This is a genomic window from Priestia sp. D51 (genome assembly GCF_053345675.1).
Genome location: NZ_JBLTIR010000002.1, coordinates 223,207 through 244,244, shown reverse-complemented (window position 1 = coordinate 244,244; position 21,038 = coordinate 223,207). Strand labels below are relative to the sequence as shown.

Here is a 21,038-nt window from a genome sequence, read left to right as displayed (position 1 = left end):
AGTACTATTATTATAGCTCTCTTAGCTATAAATGCTTTAACTGTAATTTATCTTGATGTTATATTTCTGAAGGTGAATAAGGAGAAAAATTAGACATTTGTAATTTTGAGATATGGAATAAAAAAAGAAAAGTCATGAATATCTTTAAAATAAAAATAACCTTAATTCCTTAGTGAATTAAGGTTATTTTTATTTTAAAGAAGAGCAAGCAGAATATATTCGTTAGATGGTTTATTTATCTCTTTTCTGTTCAATTTTCTTTTTCTTTTTTAACCGATTGTTATAGGCCATTTCACAACTAGATCGTTTCCGTCCAGGAAGTACAGAACAGAAACGTTGTCGCTTATGAGTAACTTCAAAGAGATGGCCACAGTTTTCACAAATTTGTATTTCAGCATTGCTGTATATAGATAGTGTTAAAAAGAAATAAGCTGCTTCAAATAAATCTTTGAAGATAGAAATAGGTGTGACAGTATTATTATTTGTAGTTAGCTTGTACGAAAATATATTTTTTTCTGCTATCTTTTCAATTAGCTTTAATCTTGCATTTTCTCTAGTGGGTTTTATGCCATTTGAAAGAGGTGTTGCTAAGCTGGAAAAATCATTTGTGTGCAATGCTTTAAAATAGGAAAATGTTTTTTGATATTCATCAAGTTTTCTATAGAATTCATCTAATGGCATCCAAAGAATATTAACATCATTTACTGTGACTGAAAATTCTGAAGCGTTTACACCTGTTGGCAACCCCCATATATCACAGAAAGTTACTAATTCCTGAAAACTAGAATAATTCCACTTTGCTAATTCTGTATAAAGAGTTTTCCCGAAGATGTTTAAGTCATATTTCTTTGTGATTTGTTCTGATGGAAAATAATGTTCTAACATATTTTCTGAATCCCATGTTGTTACAGCCTTCGGGGATACTATATAAGCCGCTGTTTTTTTATATTTTCTTTGTTTATTACTTTTACTCTCAGAATCAATTTTCTCTACCTCACCTTTTTCATTTTCCCCGTACAAAGGCGCATTAAAAAATGAATCCTTAAGAGGCAAGGATGGAGGGATTACTTTTGTTGGGGCGTAGCCATCATAAAGAAAAAAAGTAACGTTCTCCTCTAAAAATGAGCTATCCTCTTCCAAATTATATTCATTATAAATATACAAAGAATTCTCTACTTTTATCTCACTTAAGAAATTTTTTTTCATGTCGTTCTCCTTAATGAAATTTGATAAAATCTTTATTTTTTGAGTGTTATTTAGTAATTTTAGCCTCTATACATTTGATTTTCAAGTATTTAACTACATAAAAATGTATTTTTTTTATTTTTTTAAGTGTTGAATAATTTATAAAGATGTCATAGAATTAAAATCAACACAACACAACAACAACATAAATTTTTATTTTAAATGATAATTTATGTGTAAAGGAGCTGTTTAATATGTATAAACGTAATCAAGATATTCGAGAAGCAAAAGGGAATATTCCCACTTGGGTAATAGCTGAGCGGTTAGGCATCCATGAGAATACTTTACACAATTGGATGAAGAAAGAAATGTGTAAGAGGCGCAAGGAAGGAGTTATGAATGCTATTGTAGGAATCAAAAAAGAATTGGCTGAGGAGCTAGATACAGCAGAAGAAAATAAAAACAGTGGTAGCAAATCAGTTTAAAACAAGAGGCCATGTATCCATTAGGTGTTTTTGGATTAATAAGGGGGTGATTTTATTACAGTAATAGAATTGATAAAAAATACAATTCTAATAACAGATGTATTGGATAGATATGCAGGAGTAACCGTTACAGGGGCAAAAACAACGCGAAAAAGCTTTAACATTAGTTGTCCTTATCATAATGACAGAAACCCAAGTTTTACTGTCTATACAGAGACTAATACATTTTTTTGTTGGAGTGGCTGTTGTAATGGCAGATCTGGAGACGTTATCGATGTGGTTAAATTATCAAGGAAGGTCGATACAAAAGAAGCTATTAAAATATTGATTTATGATTATGAACTAAACAGGCAGAGCAACAATCAAGCAAAAGAATGGCAGAAAAAAAGAGCAAACCGTAGGCAAACGGCTGCTCTTCAAAAACAGTTAAATCAAAAGCTAATATCCAGCATTGATACACTAAAAAGAATTGAATCAAAAGCAAAACTAGGTTTGTCGTCCATCAAAACCATAGAAGATATGGAACGAACCGGCGAATTGTATCATGTAACCACGTTAGTTAACTACTGGATGGATTGTTTGATAGAACACGATCTAGTTTTACAATTTGAAACGTTACAAGAAGTTGACCGCTTCTTTGTAAAGCTCAAAATGAAAACGGAGTGATAAATATGAATCAAAAAAATAATGCAGAAATAATTTTAGCCCAATTCCCCAAGAAAGATATAGAGGAAACATTGGGTGTAAAACTAGATACAAGTATTGTACCAAAAGATGCAGAAGAAAAACAGATGGAAAGCAGTTTGAAAATGCTGAAATTAGATAACGATGAAGACTTTATTAATGAACACGGAGAATTTATTGCAAAACTTAAACTTTATAGCGACAGTGAGGAAGCTGCTTCACCAGCTTATCATGGATTAGCTGGTGAGATAGTTAGAGCAATAGATCCTCATACAGAAGGCGACCCAGCAGCAACACTTATCACCTTTTTAACTATGTACGGAAACATTATTGGTGATAAGGCGCATTTTACTGCAGGAGCAAAGGAACATCCAGCCAGACTTTTTACCGTCATTGTAGGAGCTACTGGAAAAGGAAGAAAAGGTACATCGTTAAGTCCTGTAAGGCAATTGTTTAAAGCAGTTAGTCCTGATTGGGAAAAAGATCATATCCTTTCAGGCATGTCGAGCGGTGAGGGACTTATTAACGCTGTACGAGATGAAGTAATTAAGAAAGTTTCATCAAAAGGTAAATCGAAAAGTAAGAATAGCACAGATTACGACATGGAGATTATTGATGAAGGTATTGAAGATAAAAGGATGTTTGTAGTTGAAGAAGAGTTTGGAAAAACTTTGAGAGCGGCCAAAAGGGAAGGAAATACACTCTCTGCTATAATTCGAGAATTATGGGATTCAGGCAGTCCGAGAACGTTAACAAAGAGCCCTATTAAAGCAACGGGTGCTCATATATCCATATTAGGACAGATTACACAAGATGAACTAAAGAAAGAGATAACAAACGTTGACTTAGTAAACGGGCTTGCTAACCGTTTCTTATGGCTAATAGTTGAACGTTCGAAATTGTTACCAAGTGGTGGACATTTTCACAAGTTAGATGTATCTAATCTTGTAGGAAAAATCAAAGAAGCTGTTAGTTTTGGTGAGAAAGCCGAAGAGATTACTAGAGATAAAGAAGCTGACGATTTGTGGCATCAAATTTATGAACCTTTATCAACTGGAGCAGGTGGACTCATTGGAGCTGTAACAAGCAGGGCAGAAGCACAAACAATGCGCTTGGCGTGTATATATGCTTTGTTAGATTGCTCTAAAAAAATTACAGCTACTCACTTAAAAGCTGCTCTTGATCTATGGGGTTACTGTTTTAGGTCAGCCCGTTTCATATTTGGTAGTGAAGCTATATTAAAACATCCCAATGCTATTAAGTTATTAGAAGAGCTGAAACAACGCAGGGAAACTAGTACAGGTAGTATGACTCGTAATGAAGTAAAGAATTTCTTTAATCGTAATCTTTCTAAGGAAGAGTTGGATATCATTGTAAATGATTTAATATCAAATGGCTTCATTAGGCTAGAAAAAGTGAAAAAGCCCGGAGTTAAAAAACCGACTCAAAAGATAAGCCTTCTTGAGTGATTATTACGACATTAACGACTTTTACGTTTTTAATTATAAAACATTGGTATAACAATGTTCTATTAGCTTTTAGAAAACGTCTTTAATAAGATTTTAATGCGACATTAATAAACGACGGTAAATTGATTTAGTAATGTCGTTAATAAAGGCGTATTAAAGACGTAAATAGAAAATCAGTATAAAGCAAGCTTATTCATGGGTTTTTATATAAAAGACTTTAATGACGTAAAAGTCGTAAAGAAGAAAACGGAGGGCAGGTGAAGGTATGGCAATAATCCATGAATTAATTGAGCAAGCGGAAGCGGAAAGCTTAGATGAAAAAGCAAAGCGAATTGGTTTTATAGTAGCTCTATCAGGTACTCTTTATACTTGTTCATTAAGTAGACACAGCGCAGTTTACATTGAAAAAAATGAAATTGAGTGGGATTTGTGGAGAGAAACGCACTTGCCAGATAAGAGAGATTTAATCAGTTTTAGAATAATTGCTTCTTCTAAAGATTTTAAATTTATATTGCGTAAGGCAGAAAACTACATGAAATATATTCAAAAAAAGAAAGCAAAGGATTTATAAAGTGAGGGCATTCTTACATTAGTATTACTTCTTTTGTTTCTTGTATGATTGCAGATGAAAATTTAATTTGTAAATTGTGTATTTCAGGTTTATAAGAAACTTTATAAAAGTGAGTTGATAATATGGCTTATGATTTGCAAAAAATTGAGAAGCTTATGGAGTTAAGGGCAAAAGGAAAAAGCTTTAATCAAATAGCTCAACAGCTTAAAGTAGGTAAACAAACATTGATTGATTGGAATAAAGAATTTAAAGAAGAAGTAGCTAATCGAAAAGCGGTAGAAATAGAAGCACTTCAAGAAAAATATTTTCTCACTGTGCAAAAGAGTATTGAATTTTATGGGAGTAAAATTCAGCGACTTGAAAATGAACTGAAACATCGTGAATTATTAGAAGTCCCAACTGAGAAATTATTTGAACTGCTTTTAAAGTACCGTGCAGCACTAAAAGATTTATCTATGGAACCTATTTTCTTAACTGAAAAAGAAGCAAAGGAAAGTCAAAATGAGCAAAGACTTCTGAGAACTATTTTGGAACCGCTACAAGACCGGAATGAGAGTGGGGAAAAAGCTGGTACACTTAAAAGTCAGGACTTTGCCCTTATGCTTGTCAAAACATACGAGCTTTATAAAAGTGGAAGTATTAATGAGAAGACAGCACAGCAGGAAGCATATTTACTTAATTCAATTATCAAATCAATCGAGGCAAAGGAATTTGAAGAACGCCTGGAACGAATAGAAGGGGTTTTAAAGTATGACAATTCGAGATAAATCAGTAGATTTCAAATTAATTTTAAAGCATGGAGATGCATTTCAAAAAGGTCTATTAGTGGCCAACAATAGAGCCGATGATCTAGTTTTAAAGAAGCCGTTTTTAAGAAAAAGCCAAGTCTTAGAGCTGATGAACAGTATTAAGACACAACAAGAAGGTAAGATATACAATCAAATATTAGATTATGAAGAGGGCTTAAAGATTTTAGTCTTAAATGCAAGATTATATAACAATATTTTAAAGGAGAGAATTGCCTTTATAAATGGATTACTCATGCAATGGACAAGCGCATATAAGACGGTTGAATCTATTAATTCATTATTAGCGGTGCTCCCTTATTCTCTGCCAAAGGAGCAAGTGGAACTGAGGGATGTTCTAAAGAAAGAGATTATAAGACACTTCACGTATTTAGGCGGGCGCCCCTTTCCTTTAATTAAATTTAAAGAAGATTCAAAAGATAGTAGCTCGCTAGTGGCCGCACCAATAGAAGAGTTTTTAAAAATAATTGAAACAGTGAAGGCGGATATTAAGGAATTACAAATTAAGCTGAAGACTTTAATTAAAGTAGTAAAAGATTCCACAGAAAAAGAAGGGATCAGAATAAATGCTTACTTAGATATTCTTAATAATTATGATAGGGAATTGAAAGCTGATCCTTCTCTTGATCCTTTGTTCAGTCCAGAAAGCCTTAAATCACCAATGATAAAGGAGATGAAAAGGTTTTATGATTTCCCACCTGTTTATCATGATTATCAGGATTTAAGCATCCATGAATCAGATTACAAAGAGATGAGTGCGTTATTAGAAGGTGAAATTTGATTGAGAAACATGACTTAGGTGAGAGCAGGGGGAAGATAGATTCATGGGTTCTCCCTATCAACTAATCAAAAAGGAGGAGTGACTTATGAGAGAATTAGAAAATTATCCGGACGTATTAAATGTTGAAGATGTTCAAAAAATTTTATGTATTGGCAGACGCCAAGCTTATGAACTGGTTTCTTCGGGACAATTTCACACAGTAAGAGTGGGGAAGAGGATTAAGATATTAAAGGCTGTTTTTATATGCTGGCTCCAGGGAGAGAAGCCTTTTTAACTTAAAAATATATATAAATTCCTCTATAATATATTGATTAAATTACTGTTTACCTTATATATTTGAGGTGGCATATATTATCACATCTCAAATAATTAGTTTATATATGAGATGTGCTGTTTTGAAGCACTCTCTTCTTAAAGTGCTTATCCCGCTATGTGTGGTTAAGCACTTTTTATTTTAAAGTGAGGAGAGATTGACTTAAATGAATGGATCTGTAAAAAAAGATGTTAATAGCTGGTACTATGTCTTCTATTTAGAAAAAGATGCTAATGGCAAGCGTAGACAAAAGAAGAAAAGAGGGTTTAAAACCAAGAAAGAAGCACAGAGAGCTTTAAATGAAGCTATTAATGCTATGAACAAGGGTACCTACATTGAACCATCTAATCTTCTGTATAAAGATTATTTAGAGCAATGGTTCTCTACTAAGAAGAATAGCATTGGTATCCAAACCGCTAAGGTGTATGAAAACTACCTTAAGGGACGAATCATGCCTGCACTAGGAAACTATACTTTATCAAAGTTCTCTACTATTCATATCCAGTCTTTTATTAACAGCCTAAACGAAGAGGGATTAAGCAGTGCAACGATAAAAAAAGTTTTTGAGATTATAAGAAATTCTTTGGAACATGCAGTGGATTTCGAGTTAGTCCATAAAAATGTTGCCTTAAAGGTTAAGCTGCCAAAGTCCAACAAAAAGGAAATGACAGTTTGGAATGAAGAAGAAGTAAATAAGTTTTTAAAAGTTGGAAAGGAAGACTCTGCTTATATCGTTTTTTATCTGGCTTTAACTACTGGAATGCGTCAAGGCGAAATACTTGGTTTACGCTGGAAAGATATTGATTTAGATAAAGGACTTATAAATATCAAACAAACTCTAAGTCACGATGGCAAGACATTTATAAGCGGCGCTAAAACTAAATCGAGTCTGCGAACTATCAACCTATCGGATTTGACTATAAAGACACTTAAAGCACGTAAGTTAATCGTTTCCAAAGAAAAACTTAGTTTAGGACCTATATACGTAGATTATGATTTGGTTGCGTGTACTCAACATGGTACACCATTTAATCCCGCTAATGTTAGAAGAACCTTTAAAAAGTTAATCAAATTAGCTGATGTTTCTGATATCCGCTTTCATGATTTAAGACATACTCATGCCACGCTACTTCTTTCAAAGGGAATAAATGTAAAGGTTATATCAGAACGTTTAGGACACAGCAACATAAAAGTAACGCTTGATACCTACTCACATGTTCTTCCAACTATGCAAGAAGAAGTAGCTCGTAAATTGGATGAAATCATTAAATAACGACTTGTATGACCAAATTATGACCAATAGAGCATTTTTGAAGAAATAATTGTTTATGATACTGGTAGATAAAAAGGATAAACCTTGATAAATCAAGGTTTATCCCGCTTCTTTTTCTATAGAAAAGAGGGGATCAACCCCTTGACCGCTACGCTGCCAGCGTGGATATCTTGTTATATAAAATTTTAAATACTTCAAATAGAAACAAGAAATTAATCTAAAGTACGGTCATATTAATTCCAGTTTCTCTCTATAAATTGAAATGCAGGTCGTAAATTAGTTTTATTAGCAATTGAAATAAGAGCGGGAACAACCGAAGGATCTGTTTTAGAGAAATTAGGAATCCGCGGATTTAACCGGAAAAACTGATCGCCTAAAAGCTCAGAGCTGACCATTGATTCATAGTAGCTCGATCCACCAGAGATAATCTGAAGAAATGGCAGCAAGGGTTCATTAGGAGACCGGTCTAAAAGCACTCCCCAATTTGGCGGAAGGTCCTCCATATCTTCAGGTCGTATGTTATCGGCACTAACCATTCCCCATCCCTTGGTATCTCTTCTTAATTGAGTGGGCTGCTCACCTGTTCCGATGGACAATACGGCAATTTGATCCAACGGCTGCTTTGCTTTCCCTACTGCAAACGCGATACTAGCTGTACTGGTATTAGTTGCTACTGTATACCCATCCACGTAGTTTTGATAAGCTCTTTGCGTTGCGGGAGCAGCGCTGCTCCTAAGTATTACGTCACTTGCTTTTTCATTAAGATAGGGAGAACCAGGAAAATTATGAAATAACACAGGATTCCAACGATTCAGCTCCGGTGAAAATAAGTGGAACGCAGGTACAACAATTCGTTTCTTTAAGTCTCTAAGGCGAAGGTCTAGGGGGAAAAACGTTCGTATGGCTTTAATAAAACCAGAATAGGGTAGTTGTTGGTTAAAAACAGGTCCGCCCGGTCGGGAAACGCTGAACGCCGGTAAGATGTGATCTTTGAAAAACTGAAACGTCTCTTCTGGTGATCTTCCGCTTGCTAATGCAAGAGCAGTAAATGAACCAATTGAATTTCCTGAAAAAACATTGGTTTTACTAATTAACTCTGGGTTTCGGTGAGCCAATCTATTCAGAAGCTGTAAACTTAAAGCACCTAAAGTACCGCCTCCATCAAAGGTCATAATCCGATATTTTGTCAAAGGTGATTTCTCCTTTCAAATTTCATGAGACGTATCATTCTGTATATATTTATTTTATGTGTTGCAGAGGTATGATTATCTCTTTTACCGCTCCTTTAGAAGCCAGGTTATGTAGATGAACATTCTTAGAAATAAATAAAGACTCTAACGAACCAAACCATCGGCTAAATCTTAGCCGATGGTTTTATTTGAGTAGATGTTGTTAATAAGGAACATTTCCTTGCTTAATTACAAAAATAAGAACAAGAAAGAGTATGAAAATGGAAATGAAGCTGAAAATATTATACTCATAACATTTCGTTCCTTCTTTTAATCTTTTCATTCCCTTTATAAGTGCAGGTCAAATCTAAAATAGCCCTTTTAAAGAAATTAAAGGAAATATAATACCCGTTTATACAACATTTTATTGTAAGATAGATTAGTTGCATATGAATCGAATATTAGTAGGTCCACACTAACTTATCTATTTTTAGTGTAAGGAATCAAGAAAGAGTGAGGGAAAGGTCAAAATGTCTAAGACAAGGTATAAGAACCAAAAAGAATCCAATGAAGCAATTGCAAAAGCTTATATAGAGAACAATTATACAAATAGTCAAAATAAGCTGTTGCTAGTATCAAAAGCTAATTACGGGAAAAGAAGTTCAAATGTATGTTACTCGGCAGTAGACGATAAAGGTATGAATTTTTATGAATTTAACAACAACGCTGAACAGAATTTAATGTTAATTGAGCGGTATGAATGGGCTGATTTCTCTAGCGTTACAATTGACCATAGCATTGCAAAATCAGTATTTACATTTGTAGGTCATGGTGAAAATAGAGATATTACAATAGAGGTAAAAGGAAAGGAAGTAGAGCAAGTTATTCGTAACCACTCTTCTATGGAAGTTAACGTAGTAAAAAGACCTGTCTGGACTAAGGTATTAGGATATCGTTCACAGACAACTTGGAAAATGTTTATGGCTTCTACTGTTTACACCTTAATTCTTTTATTCATATTACATCCCTTATTACCAGCAGCTACTCATAATTTTATTATGGGACTAGCTTTACTGATTCTGTTTTTAAGCATCACAGGCTTATTTGTTGGATTAATAAAGCCAAAGTGGGTATTGCCTAAATTTAAAATCAAAACAAGAAAACGTGTATTATTTTCTTATCTATATTTAATTATTAGTTGTTTTTTTATTGCTGTAGCTTTTACAGATGGAGAATCAACTTCTACCCCTGCTTCAACTCAAGTAAGTTCTTCGCAAAACAGCGTCACTGTTTCATCTAAAAAAGATGGTGCTGATAGCAGCAAGCAAAAAGTTGAAAAGAATGATAGTGATAAAACAGCAAAAGAAGAGAAAAGACAAAAAGCTGAGGAGCAAGCAGTAAAAGAAGAAGCAAAACAAAAAGCTGAGGAGCAAGCGGCAAAAGAAGAAGCAAAACGAAAAGCTGAAGAACAAGCAGCAAAAGAAGAAGCAAAACAAAAAGCTGAAGAACAAGCAGCAAAAGAAGAAGCAAAACAAAAAGCTGAAGAACAAGCAGCAAAAGAAGAAGCAAAACAAAAAGCTGAAGAACAAGCAGCAAAAGAAAAGGCAGAACAAAAAGCTCAGGAGCAAGCGGCAAAAGAAGAGGCAGAACGAAAAGCTCAAGAGCAAGCGGCGAAAGAAGAAGCGGAACGAAAAGCTGAGGAGCAAGCTGCAAAACAAGAAGCAGAGCGTAAAGCTCAACAACAAGCAGCTAGTCAACAGTCTACACCTAGCAGTTCTACTAGCAACAGTGGAAATTATAAGCCATTTGAAAATGATCCGAGTGATGATCAACAGTCTAATATGTCTTGTTCGGGACAAATCAAAGGTAACAAAAATTCGAAAATTTACCATGTACCTGGCGGAGCTTATTATGATAGAACTCAAGATAATATTGTTTGGTTCTGTTCAGAAGCGGATGCACAGGCAGCTGGGTATAGAAAATCCCAACGATAAAGATATTTATGCAACCTTTAAAAGCTCTCCTATATGTTTCTTGGAGAGCTTTTTTCTTTGTGAGAGATTATTTAATGTAGGTATTAAAGGCGCAGAACGAGTAAGTTTTAAAAGCAGAGAAGATATGAAAAAAGAATTCTTTGAATAAAACAACTTGGATAAGAAAGCTTAAAGTAGCGTTTTGTAAACGCGTCTGCAAATAAAGTTCCCTTGCTCATCTGATGCTGTCATATAATAGAATTAGCTATTATACTTACATTTATTAATACTTTTTCAAAAACGGTCTTAGCTCTAAGGTTTTAAATAGTTTTATAGATGGGAGTTAAAGCAAGCTTATGAACAGAGAAGAAGTACTACAAAAAATAAAGAACTTAAACATCTGGAAAAAAAGAGATCAAAGAGCTCCGCACAAACCATTGCTAATACTGTATGCCCTAGGTCAGCTGCAGGCCAAGCAACGAATGCACCTGCCGTATAGCGAGGTGAAAGTTCCTTTGAAAGAGCTGCTTATGGAGTTTGGACCTTCTCGGAGTTCCTATCATCCGGAGCATCCTTTTGTTCGTTTGACAGGAGATGGAATATGGGAGCTAAGTGAAGAAGTTGATAAGCGTAGCTTTACAGATAAATATTTGCTGAGTACAAATATAGTAGGCGGTTTTAGACAGGATATTTATAACCTTTTTGCAAATGATCCTACGCTACTTCAAGATGCAGCACAATTTTTATTAAATGAGCATTTTCCCGATACGATCCATGAAGATATATTAAGAGCGGTAGGGTTGGATTTTGAAACACAGTTAAAGAGAAGAAGAGATCCAAAGTTTCGAGAGAAAATTCTTCAAGCTTACGGATATAGCTGCGCTGTTTGTGGGTTTAACGTTCGTCTTGGACATAATTTAGTTGGTGTAGAGGCCGCTCATATTAAGTGGCATCAAGCGGGAGGACCAGATATTGAAAGTAACGGAATTGCGTTATGTTCGATGCATCATAAATTATTTGATCGAGGAGTTTTTACTTTTTCAGATCATAATGAGCTGTTAGTTGCAACTCAAGCGCACGGGACAAATGGATTTGAAGAGTGGCTTATGAAGTATCATGGACAAAAGCTTAGAGATCCGATTCATCCGGCATACCAGCCGAGTGAAGATTTTCTTGGGTGGCATGTTAGAGAAGTGTTTAGAGGACCCGCTAGATATCAGGCAAATGATATAAATTGATTTTTGTGAGGGGTAGATTGCTGCGTCTATAATTAGGAAGTAATTTACATATTGTAATGTCAGTTAAAATACGTTCAAGAAGATATAAACGGAGGAAGAAAGATGCTACGAAAAAGCGGTGCGAAACGAGTACAGACTTGGTTTTACGATGAAGATCCAAATGGGATTAAAGTATTTGAGGTGCCGAATACAACGATACAGGCTGTATTCATTCCCAGAAATAGTTTGAAAGATTTAAAGGGTGAAAGCGAAGTAGAAAAGCCCGGCATTTATTTTTTATTTGGAGAAGATAAAGAGGCATATATTGGAGAGGCAGAAGTGGGATATGAACGTTTAAGACAGCATGCTAGTCCATCAACAGGTAAAAGTTTTTGGGATGTGGCCGTGTTAATTGTCTCTAATGCTTCTCAAGATCAATTAGATAAAGTTGATGTAAAATACTTAGAACATATTTCTTATCTAGCAGCCATGCGCTCTGGTACATATGATATTAATCAAACCGTTCCCACAAAACCGTTTGTGCGTGAATTTAGACGAGACGACCTGACAGATATTTTTAATGTTATTAAAGTTTTACTTGGTGGGTTAGGCTTTTCAATTTTTGCGGATGTTTCAAATGGAATAGAATATGAAAGCGAAGCTGTACAGTCTGGTGACATACCAAAGATTGAAGCAGAGCAAGCGATAGAAAAGGTTGTTCAAGTTAAGACACATTTGTCAAAAGATATAAAATCAGTAATAGTAGAGGACGTTCTATATTGTAAGCGCCGAGATGCGTATGCTACCGGGAAATATGTTAGCGATGGATTTCTTGTCTATAAAGGAGCTTTGCTTGCGAGCGAACAACAGCTAGAAGGAGCTAAACTTAAAAGGCAGCAAGACCATATTAATACTTTTCTAGAAAACGGTGTATTAGAAATAAAAGATGGTAGATACGTGCTGGTACAAGATCAAATTTTTTCTTCTATCTCAGCTGCGGCAGTGTTTGTGACACAGCGAAGAAGCAGTGGAACTTCTGAATGGAAAGATAAGAACGGGATAACAGCGCGTAATAAAATCGAACAAATGTTAAGTGCAGAAACAAAATAACCTAGATCTAAACCTTTGGATCTCAATAAGGATTTCAAAACATTGACATTCCCTTCCAAAGCGCATACAATAGCTACTAATAAAAGCACACAAATTCGTTGAAGAGAATCAGTACGCTGCAAGTTTGTTCTACAGAGAGCTGGTGATAGCTGAAAGCCAGTGTTCAAGCCGCAGGGGAATATCCTCTCTGAGAAGTCAAACTGAACCTATAAGTAAGTTTGAACGGTAGTCTACCGTTAAAAAGAACGCGTATGATTGTACGTTGCTGAGTGCTATTGATGAACGGATCAATAGAAGCCAGGGTGGTACCGCGGTTAAAACCCGTCCCTAGTCATAGGGACGGGTTTCTTTGTGTGCTTTTAACTTTAAAAGGAGTGGTATCACATGAAAGAAGTGAATGTAAGGGAGTCTTCGCAAGAGCGCGAACAGCGTATCCAGCAGCAGTGGCAAAAAGGAAATGTGTTTCAGCAGTCGGTTCAAAATCGAGAAGGGCATCCTTCGTTTGTATTTTATGAAGGGCCTCCAACAGCCAACGGTTTGCCTCATGTGGGGCACGCGCTAGGCCGGACGATTAAAGACGTGGTGGCTCGTTATAAAACGATGACAGGGCATCAAGTGATCCGAAAAGCAGGCTGGGATACGCACGGACTGCCGGTAGAGCTCGGTGTCGAAAAGCAGCTCGGGATATCGGGGAAGCATGATATTGAAAAATACGGCGTAGAAGCTTTTATCAACAAGTGTAAGGAAAGTGTGTTTGTGTATGAAAAACAGTGGCGCACGTTCACGGAGCAGCTTGGCTATTGGGTTGATATGGAAGACCCTTACATCACCTTAGAGAATTCATACATTGAAAGCGTATGGAACGTACTTGGCACGATTCATGACAAAGGACTCCTTTATAAAGGCCACCGCGTATCACCTTACTGCCCGAGCTGTCAAACTTCGCTGAGTTCGCATGAAGTGGCGCAAGGGTATAAAGATGTAAAAGATTTAACGGTAACGGTGAAATTTAAAGTGAAAAACCGCGATAATGAGTATTTTTTAGGCTGGACGACAACGCCTTGGACGCTTCCGTCAAACGTGGCGCTTGCGGTGCATGAAGAGATGAACTACGTTCGCGCTCAGCAAGGCGACAGCGTGTATATAGTGGCAGAAGCACTCGCAGACAAAGTGTTAAAAGGAGAATATAGCGTTTTATCTCATCATAAAGGAAATGAGTTAAAAGGGATGTCGTATGAGCCGCCGTTTGATTTTGTGAAAGTGGAAAAAGGGCATGAAGTCGTGACGGCTGATTACGTAACGGATCAAAGCGGAACAGGAGTTGTTCATTTAGCACCTGCTTACGGCGAAGATGATTACAGAGTTGTAAAAGAAAACGGCTTTTCATTTGTGAACGTAGTGGATGAAAAAGGACAGTACACGTCTGAAGTGCCGCCTTTTCAAGGACGTTTCGTGAAAGACTGCGACGTTGATATCGTACGTTATTTAGCAAACGAAGGCGTGCTGTATCATAAAGAAAAGCATGAGCATAGCTATCCGTTTTGCTGGCGATGCGACTCGCCGCTTCTTTATTACGCAAATGAAAGCTGGTTTATCCAAACGACGGCGTTGAAGGAACAGTTTTTGAAAAACAATGAAAGCGTGACGTGGTACCCGAATCATATCAAGCACGGTCGCTTTGGCAACTTTTTAGAAAATATGGTGGACTGGAACATCAGCAGAAAACGCTACTGGGGAACGCCGCTGAACGTATGGGAATGCGGAGCATGCCAGCATCAAGTAGCTCCGAAAAGTATCAAAGAGCTTCAAAATCATGCGTCTCATTCCGTTGATGACAGCATTGAACTTCATAAGCCTTATGTAGATGACGTGCAGCTGACGTGTCCGGTCTGCAGCGGAGAAATGAAGCGAACGCCGGAAGTGATTGACGTTTGGTTTGACAGCGGATCGATGCCGTTTGCGCAGTATCACTATCCGTTTGAAAACAGCGAACTGTTTCAAAAGCAGTTCCCGGCAGACGTTATCGCAGAAGGAATTGATCAAACGCGCGGCTGGTTTTACAGCTTGATGGCAGTTTCAACGCTGTTTACAGGAAAAGCGCCTTATAAGCGCGTTTTGTCTCTTGGCCACGTGTTAGATGAAAACGGTCAAAAGATGTCTAAAAGTAAAGGAAATGCGCTAGACCCTGTTGATCTTATTCATACATTTGGTGCGGATGCGCTTAGATGGGCGCTTTTAGCAGACAGTGCGCCTTGGAATCCGAAGAAATTTTCAGAGCGCGTCGTGCAAGAAGCGAAGTCAAAAGTGATTGATACACTTGTGAACGTGTACGGCTTTTACGTTCTGTACGCCAAGCTTGACGGCTATAACCCTGAGCAAACGTATGAATTGAAAAAAACAAAATTGGATAAGTGGATTCTTTCACGTTTGCATAGTACGGTTAAGCGAGCAACAGCACATCTTGAAGATTACGGATTTACAAATGCCGCTCGTGAAATCGCAGCATTCATTGAAGAGCTAAGCAACTGGTATGTACGACGTTCTCGCGATCGTTTTTGGTCAGAAGGGATGGGCGGCGAAAAAGCAGCGGCTTACGATACGCTTCATGAAGTGTTAGTCACGCTTAGTCAGCTGTTAGCACCGTTTACTCCTTTCGTTGCGGATGACGTTCATGAAAATCTGACAGGGAAAAGCGTTCATTTAGCAGACTATCCTGTGTATGATCAAACCAAAGTGAATGAAAAGCTGGAAAAAGAAATGGCAGTGGTACTGCAAGTAGTTGAGCTAGGCCGAAGCATCCGAAATACGCATTCGTTAAAAGTAAAGCAGCCTCTGCAAAGTCTTTCACTTGTGTTAACGGAAGAAGATGTAGAGTGGGAAGCATACCATGACGTCATCAAAGATGAGCTTAATGTGAAGAACTTTAACGTGGAGCAAGACGACGACAAACTTGTTTCATACGTATTAAAACTTGATTTTAAACAGGCTGGGCCAAAGTTCGGGAAACAAGTTAATGAGGTCAACCAAGCGCTGAAAAACCTTTCAGAAGAGAAAGGGAAAGAGTTTGTTGAACAAGGCAAGCTGAGTGTTACGCTTGCTTCAGGAGAAAACCTAACGCTTGAAACGGCAGACGTACTCGTTGAAAAAGTGCCAAAAGAAGGTTTTGCAGTTGCATCCAACGGCACGTACACTGCGGTGTTGGATACGACTTTAACCGAAGAACTCGTGCAGGAAGGAGTCGCTCGTGAAGTAATTCGAGCGGTTCAAGATTGTCGTAAAAAGCTGGATTTACCGGTGAATTTACGTATCGATTTGGAGCTTAGCGGAGACGAAGAAGTGAAGGAAGCCGTTGCGAAGTTTGAAACGCTGCTTCAAGAAAATCTTCTGCTGCATAGTCTCAGTGTGAAAGAAACTATCAAAAACGGAGAGACGGTAAAAGTCGGAACAAAGCAAGTTACGCTTCGCATTTTAAATCAGAACTGATAAAGAGAGGCAGGGATAAGTTGAATTAATGTACGAACGGTTTATCGATTAACCGTTCGTTTTTTCTGTTTTTATAGTGAAGGTAGCTGCTTCTAGCTGTGGATTGGAGGGCAAGATGAAGACTCCTGCGGGAGAAGCGGAATAGGTGAGACCCCGCAGGAGCGAAAGCGACGAGGAGGCTCACCGGCCGCCCGCGGAAAGCGAAGTCTTGCACGGAAATCAACAGCGGGGTAACAAGCAATTCATACTAATCATTCACCCGATTTGTTCGTCTTTAGGTGAGATAAATTTCGGTATTTCTAAATCTCTCTTTTACCTTTAATCAAACTGTCCGAGAACATTTTTAAGACTCGGCCAAACGATTTCAAAAGGAGCCGCTAGTACATACTCTTTTCCGTTTTCATCTTTAAAGTGTTGAACAAAACGATATTTTCCTACTTTGTAGTTAGGAGTTGCGATATCTAATTTGAGTGATTTCCCTGGCTTCAGCGTGACAGTTTTATCAGGAAACTCCAATCCGTTTAGCACAACTTTGTACCACTTTCCGTCTTTTAAGTGATCCGCCGTATTTTCATAAGGAATCGTTAAGGTATGCGTCGAATTGTTTTGAATAACAAAAAAGCCAAACTGCGTTTTATCGTACTTTTCGCTTACAGCAGATAGCGTAATAGTTCTCCCGTCAATGCTTATGGAAGATGGGATGTTTTTTTCTTGTTTGGCTCCTAAATCCATTTTTTGACCGTTATAATCGATATAGCCAAAGATACAAAACAAGATAATAAAAATACCTAGTATTAGTAAAAGTGTTCGTACTATTTTCAAAAGCTTTGCACCACCTTTTTTACTCTTCCATTATACGGAAAACTTCTTGTTTGAAATAGTATGAATTTACATTTTCTATATCACTTTTTTGAAAGGAAGAATTGAAATGAGACAAATTATAGCCATGGGCGGCGGAGGTTTTTCGATGGAGCCGGATAACTTGCTTCTGGATCAATACATACTTTCACAAGCTCATATAGATGTGCCGAAAATCTGTTTTATCCCTACAGCCAGCGGAGATGCCGATAATTATATAGAAAGGTTTTATGAAGCGTTTGAGAAGTTGGTATGTACACCGTCTCATTTATCGCTGTTTTCACCAAACTTTATAGATTTAAAAGCATATGTGCTGCAGCACGATATTTTGTATGTAGGCGGCGGTAATACAAGGAATATGCTTTCTTTATGGAAAGAGTGGGGACTTGATACAATTCTAAAAGAAGCTTATAAAAAAGGAATAATCTTAGCAGGAATAAGCGCAGGTTCGATTTGCTGGTTTGAAGAAGGCGTCACCGATTCAATGAACAATAAACTGTCTAAAATCGACTGTTTAGGATTTTTAACGGGAAGCAACTGTCCTCACTACGACGGAGAAAGCAATCGAAGACCTTCGTATCATGAGTTAATGGCAAGCGGGGAAATGAAAGAAGGCTACGCTGTAGATGACGGAGTCGCGCTGCATTTTAAAGATGAGAAGCTATCCACGTCAGTTAGCTCAAGGGCAACAGCAAAAGCGTATGCTGTTGATCGGAAAGAGGAAGATGTAATTGAACGTGAGCTTCCGGTGACCTATTTAGGTAACCGCAAGCAATAAATAGCTCTTTGTATGTTTCTCTGCATAAAATCGATCCTATTCGTACATACATAAGCAGAGATTCTATCTAGGAGGGTGCTTCAGTGAGTTATAAACAGTACTGGGGAAACATACATGAACAAAGAGATAAGCTGCAGGAGTTATTATCGTCGTATTGGCATCAGTACTCAGATTTCGGAAACTGGCAGTTTTGGGTGGTGGTTGCTTCGCTCGTTCTTCCTCTTGTGTTGTTGTATTTTACCGTAGATTGGACGAGGATCTTTGAGGTGTTTTTCTTCGGTTACACAGTGCACATGCTCTGGGCATATATTGATATTGCGCTTGGGAGAAGCGGTCATTTAACGCACACGTTTTTTTTAACGCCGCTGCTTCCGAACGCAACGAATGTTACCGCTTCTATTTTGCCAGTAGGCTTTCTGCTGCTTTATCAATATTGTACGAATTACCAAAAGAATTTTTATCTGTATACGATTCTGCTGAGCGCTGTTTTTTCATTTGGGCTAGCCCCTCTTGAACACCATTTTAAATTTATCGATTCAGGAAAAGGAATGAGCTTGTTCTATATTTTTCTGATTGATATAGGGATAACGCTAGTGGCGTACTGGGTTACAAGGCTGCTTGTAAAAGCAAAAGCCGCAGCCTATCGTAAAGTAGAAAAAGAACGCTGAAAAAATGTTTGAAGATTATTAGTTAAGGGTATACATACACTTAAGATAAATTGAGGTGAAGAAATTGTATTACTACCGTATTTCAGAAGGGCAAGGCGAAACGTACTCTGAAACAATTGTTGTTCATGAAGAACAATTTGATCAAGGTACATTTGAAAAAATGGTGAAAGAAGCGATGGTCGATAAGCCTGGCAAAATCGATCAAGTGGATATTGTGAAATATCTAATTGGACATTATCATTTCCAAGTTGCATATATTGAAGCCGCTTTTCACAGTACATATACAGATTAATAACGTTATGTATTCGTTAAAAAACCCCGTTGCACTGGCAGCGGGGTTTTTTTGTCTCTACCAATATCGATAGTGATAGGGATTTTGAGGAGAGTAATAAGGATTTTGAGGCGGAGGATACGTATAAGTAGGCTTCTGGTGGTGAACAGGGCCTCCTTGTTTTTTCTTTTTATAGTGTTCTTTTTCTCCGCATTCGTCCGTTGGTCCAATCACGATGGTTTGATTTTTCAACGGAGCCAGCGTTTTCTTTAGCTGCTCCGGATCTAAGCAGTACGTGTGAGCAAGGACTTCAATAGGCGTTTTATTTAAAATGTCCGATCCAAAAATGTATTCCGGATAAGGAGCGTCAAAAATGGCAAGTAAATGCGTATTGTCTTCAGACGCAATTTCCCAGTGCCACCAGCCTTGAGGGATATTAGCTACTTGACCGGGAGTAATCGGAATATTTGTCACTTCATTGTTAAACGGATTGATTAATGAAACGACGGCTGAGCCTGAAATGCAGTAGACTAGCTCAGCGGCATTTTGGTGATAGTGCGGTTCGACTACGTGGCTTTTGCTTAAGTAAATATCAAGTAATGATACGTTTCCTAATGTGTTGAGCACATCCCGGCCTAATCGGTTAATGTAATTTTGATCGTTTCGCGTATTAAGTCTGTTTTTATTCACATCAGAAAAGTATTGTACGTTTGGATTATTGTAATCCATATAGGGCGTTGACAAGGGTCTCCAGCTCCTATCCTTGAATTTTTTATGATACTGTATCGTATGTGAAGAGTTTTATTTCGTGACAGAAGCCTAGGAGGATATGTAGGTAAGGCCTATTTTTGATAACGTGTACAAACATTTGTCCACTGATTTTCATACACTGTAACAGGTTCTTTTTTTACAGAGCCATGATCAATGTCAGACGCATAAGACGGATCATTTTAAGGAAAGTGAGTTGCAGAGCTGTTGCTTGATCAATATGAAAAGATAAATAGTACGTATGAAAAGCTGGATGAACTTCAGCTGCCGTTTGATAAGCCCATTTTAGTAGGAGTCGAGTGGAACGGAGTGCTGTTTGAGTTTTTAGTAAGGCTGAAAAAAGAGTCTTCTCATTTGCTTGTGTTTGGTTCAGGAGGAGGAGCAAGTCAAGAAATGCCGGCAGGTCCTCCATATTTTCAGCGCCATTCGTGGATGAATGAATTCCAAGATTCAATTATTTATTATAACGATCCTACGCTTTATTTAGGAAAGGTGTCGCTTGCGTGGGGGCAAGGGACAAGCGACCGTTTTTATTTAAAAGACATTGCGGTTTTAATTGAAAAGTTCATGAAAAAAGTACAGGTGAGTTCGTCTAATGTGCTATTTTACGGATCTTCGGGCGGCGGCTTTATGTCAATGTTTTTAGCGGGGTACGTAAAAGGAGCAAAAGCGCTTGTCAATAATCCACAGACTTGCTTGACCAAGTGGCTGAAAACGCCGGTTCGGCAAGTGTTTAATTTATCTTATCCGAACTTGACAGAAGATGAAGTGATCGCCTCATACGGTGAGCGAATTAACGTAGTGAAGTTTTTTCGCCATATTAACTATGTGCCAAAGGTGTATTACTTGCAAAACGGGGCGTTTGAATACGATATGAACAATCACTTGCTGCCGTTTTTAACGGATTTGCAGGATATGCCAGATGACTGTGAAATCAATAATATAAAAGTCGAGCTCTATTATAATTCAAAGCTGAAGCACGCGGCTGTTAGCAAGCAAGAAACGATTGATTATGTGAATATGGCAAAGAAGATATAAGAAAAAAGGCAAGAGTTTATCCTTTAAGGAGCTCTTGCTTTTTTATGTCGAATTTTCTACCTCAATAGATACAAGTAAGAAGTTATGTTGCTTTTTCTTTTGAATATGATAGTGAAGATGAGGTGTAAGGAGGGGAAG

At 37.4% G+C, this 21,038-nt stretch carries 20 protein-coding genes and 1 other annotated feature; of the genes, 16 read left to right on the top strand and 4 right to left on the bottom strand.

The genetic code is table 11. The features are described 5' to 3' along the window. Positions 1 to 231: 231 nt before the first annotated feature. Positions 232 to 1,206, bottom strand: a complete 975-nt coding sequence (locus ACNHOZ_RS07920; RefSeq protein ID WP_168760908.1) for a hypothetical protein — start codon at positions 1,204 to 1,206, stop codon at positions 232 to 234. A 233-nt stretch (positions 1,207 to 1,439) separates the two neighbouring features. Here ACNHOZ_RS07920 and ACNHOZ_RS07915 point away from each other — a divergent pair, with 233 nt between their 5' ends. From ACNHOZ_RS07915 to ACNHOZ_RS07880, 8 genes are all read left to right on the top strand, one after another. Further along, entirely contained in the window at positions 1,440 to 1,670 is a 231-nt protein-coding gene (locus ACNHOZ_RS07915; protein WP_168760907.1) for a hypothetical protein, read from the top strand. A gap of 69 nt (positions 1,671 to 1,739) precedes the next feature. Further along, a complete protein-coding gene (locus ACNHOZ_RS07910; protein WP_168760906.1) occupies positions 1,740 to 2,336 on the top strand; it encodes a CHC2 zinc finger domain-containing protein in 597 nt (198 codons plus the stop codon). A gap of 5 nt (positions 2,337 to 2,341) precedes the next feature. Then, positions 2,342 to 3,823, top strand: a complete 1,482-nt coding sequence (locus ACNHOZ_RS07905; protein WP_168760905.1) for a DUF3987 domain-containing protein — start codon at positions 2,342 to 2,344, stop codon at positions 3,821 to 3,823. A 265-nt stretch (positions 3,824 to 4,088) separates the two neighbouring features. Further along, positions 4,089 to 4,394 carry a hypothetical protein gene (locus ACNHOZ_RS07900; RefSeq protein ID WP_168760904.1) on the top strand — a complete coding sequence of 102 codons (306 nt, stop codon included), beginning with the start codon at positions 4,089 to 4,091 and terminating at the stop codon, positions 4,392 to 4,394. Between the two features lie 122 nt (positions 4,395 to 4,516). Continuing rightward, complete coding sequence (locus ACNHOZ_RS07895) at positions 4,517 to 5,161, top strand: hypothetical protein (protein WP_168760903.1); 645 nt, start codon at positions 4,517 to 4,519, stop codon at positions 5,159 to 5,161. Then, positions 5,145 to 5,981 carry a hypothetical protein gene (locus tag ACNHOZ_RS07890; protein ID WP_168760902.1) on the top strand — a complete coding sequence of 279 codons (837 nt, stop codon included), beginning with the start codon at positions 5,145 to 5,147 and terminating at the stop codon, positions 5,979 to 5,981. The genes ACNHOZ_RS07895 and ACNHOZ_RS07890 overlap by 17 nt, the downstream gene beginning before the upstream one ends. An 85-nt stretch (positions 5,982 to 6,066) precedes the next feature. Next, the gene (locus tag ACNHOZ_RS07885; protein WP_168760901.1) at positions 6,067 to 6,255 is read left to right on the top strand and encodes a helix-turn-helix domain-containing protein; all 189 of its coding nucleotides are present in this window, start codon (positions 6,067 to 6,069) and stop codon (positions 6,253 to 6,255) included. A gap of 205 nt (positions 6,256 to 6,460) precedes the next feature. Further along, positions 6,461 to 7,567, top strand: a complete 1,107-nt coding sequence (locus ACNHOZ_RS07880) for a tyrosine-type recombinase/integrase (RefSeq protein WP_168760900.1) — start codon at positions 6,461 to 6,463, stop codon at positions 7,565 to 7,567. A 233-nt stretch (positions 7,568 to 7,800) separates the two neighbouring features. On the opposite strand, the gene ACNHOZ_RS07875 is transcribed toward ACNHOZ_RS07880, so the two are convergent. Continuing rightward, a complete protein-coding gene (locus tag ACNHOZ_RS07875; RefSeq protein WP_447697082.1) occupies positions 7,801 to 8,757 on the bottom strand; it encodes a patatin-like phospholipase family protein in 957 nt (318 codons plus the stop codon). A gap of 509 nt (positions 8,758 to 9,266) precedes the next feature. Here ACNHOZ_RS07875 and ACNHOZ_RS07870 point away from each other — a divergent pair. The 4 genes from ACNHOZ_RS07870 (at position 9,267) to ileS (ending at position 16,519) form a co-directional block, all read left to right on the top strand. Continuing rightward, entirely contained in the window at positions 9,267 to 10,730 is a 1,464-nt protein-coding gene (locus ACNHOZ_RS07870; RefSeq protein ID WP_240962084.1) for a sunset domain-containing protein, read from the top strand. A gap of 335 nt (positions 10,731 to 11,065) precedes the next feature. After that, positions 11,066 to 11,947, top strand: coding sequence for a phosphorothioated DNA-binding restriction endonuclease (locus tag ACNHOZ_RS07865; RefSeq protein WP_048019133.1), 882 nt, complete (start codon positions 11,066 to 11,068; stop codon positions 11,945 to 11,947). A 102-nt stretch (positions 11,948 to 12,049) separates the two neighbouring features. After that, entirely contained in the window at positions 12,050 to 13,036 is a 987-nt protein-coding gene (locus ACNHOZ_RS07860) for a GIY-YIG nuclease family protein (protein WP_048019134.1), read from the top strand. An 89-nt stretch (positions 13,037 to 13,125) separates the two neighbouring features. Continuing rightward, positions 13,126 to 13,368, top strand: a binding site (T-box leader). 52 nt (positions 13,369 to 13,420) lie between these two features. Then, positions 13,421 to 16,519, top strand: a complete 3,099-nt coding sequence (ileS, locus tag ACNHOZ_RS07855) for an isoleucine--tRNA ligase (RefSeq protein ID WP_048019135.1) — start codon at positions 13,421 to 13,423, stop codon at positions 16,517 to 16,519. Positions 16,520 to 16,837: 318 nt separating this feature from the next. Here ileS and ACNHOZ_RS07850 read toward each other — a convergent pair whose 3' ends face one another. Continuing rightward, positions 16,838 to 17,341 carry an immunoglobulin-like domain-containing protein gene (locus tag ACNHOZ_RS07850; RefSeq protein WP_048019136.1) on the bottom strand — a complete coding sequence of 168 codons (504 nt, stop codon included), beginning with the start codon at positions 17,339 to 17,341 and terminating at the stop codon, positions 16,838 to 16,840. Between the two features lie 106 nt (positions 17,342 to 17,447). On the opposite strand from ACNHOZ_RS07850, the gene ACNHOZ_RS07845 reads away from it, so the two are divergent. The 3 genes from ACNHOZ_RS07845 (at position 17,448) to ACNHOZ_RS07835 (ending at position 19,115) form a co-directional block, all read left to right on the top strand. Then, complete coding sequence (locus ACNHOZ_RS07845; RefSeq protein WP_048019137.1) at positions 17,448 to 18,155, top strand: Type 1 glutamine amidotransferase-like domain-containing protein; 708 nt, start codon at positions 17,448 to 17,450, stop codon at positions 18,153 to 18,155. A gap of 83 nt (positions 18,156 to 18,238) precedes the next feature. After that, positions 18,239 to 18,823: a hypothetical protein gene (locus tag ACNHOZ_RS07840; protein ID WP_048019138.1), complete on the top strand. Its 585-nt coding sequence runs from the start codon at positions 18,239 to 18,241 to the stop codon at positions 18,821 to 18,823. 55 nt (positions 18,824 to 18,878) lie between these two features. Next, positions 18,879 to 19,115, top strand: a complete 237-nt coding sequence (locus ACNHOZ_RS07835) for a hypothetical protein (RefSeq protein WP_223546060.1) — start codon at positions 18,879 to 18,881, stop codon at positions 19,113 to 19,115. Between the two features lie 57 nt (positions 19,116 to 19,172). On the opposite strand, the gene ACNHOZ_RS07830 is transcribed toward ACNHOZ_RS07835, so the two are convergent. After that, a complete protein-coding gene (locus ACNHOZ_RS07830; protein ID WP_048019139.1) occupies positions 19,173 to 19,838 on the bottom strand; it encodes a cupin domain-containing protein in 666 nt (221 codons plus the stop codon). A gap of 231 nt (positions 19,839 to 20,069) precedes the next feature. Here ACNHOZ_RS07830 and ACNHOZ_RS07825 point away from each other — a divergent pair, with 231 nt between their 5' ends. Then, positions 20,070 to 20,900, top strand: a complete 831-nt coding sequence (locus ACNHOZ_RS07825) for a glycosyl transferase family 2 (RefSeq protein ID WP_407544841.1) — start codon at positions 20,070 to 20,072, stop codon at positions 20,898 to 20,900. The last annotated feature ends 138 nt before the right edge of the window (positions 20,901 to 21,038 follow it).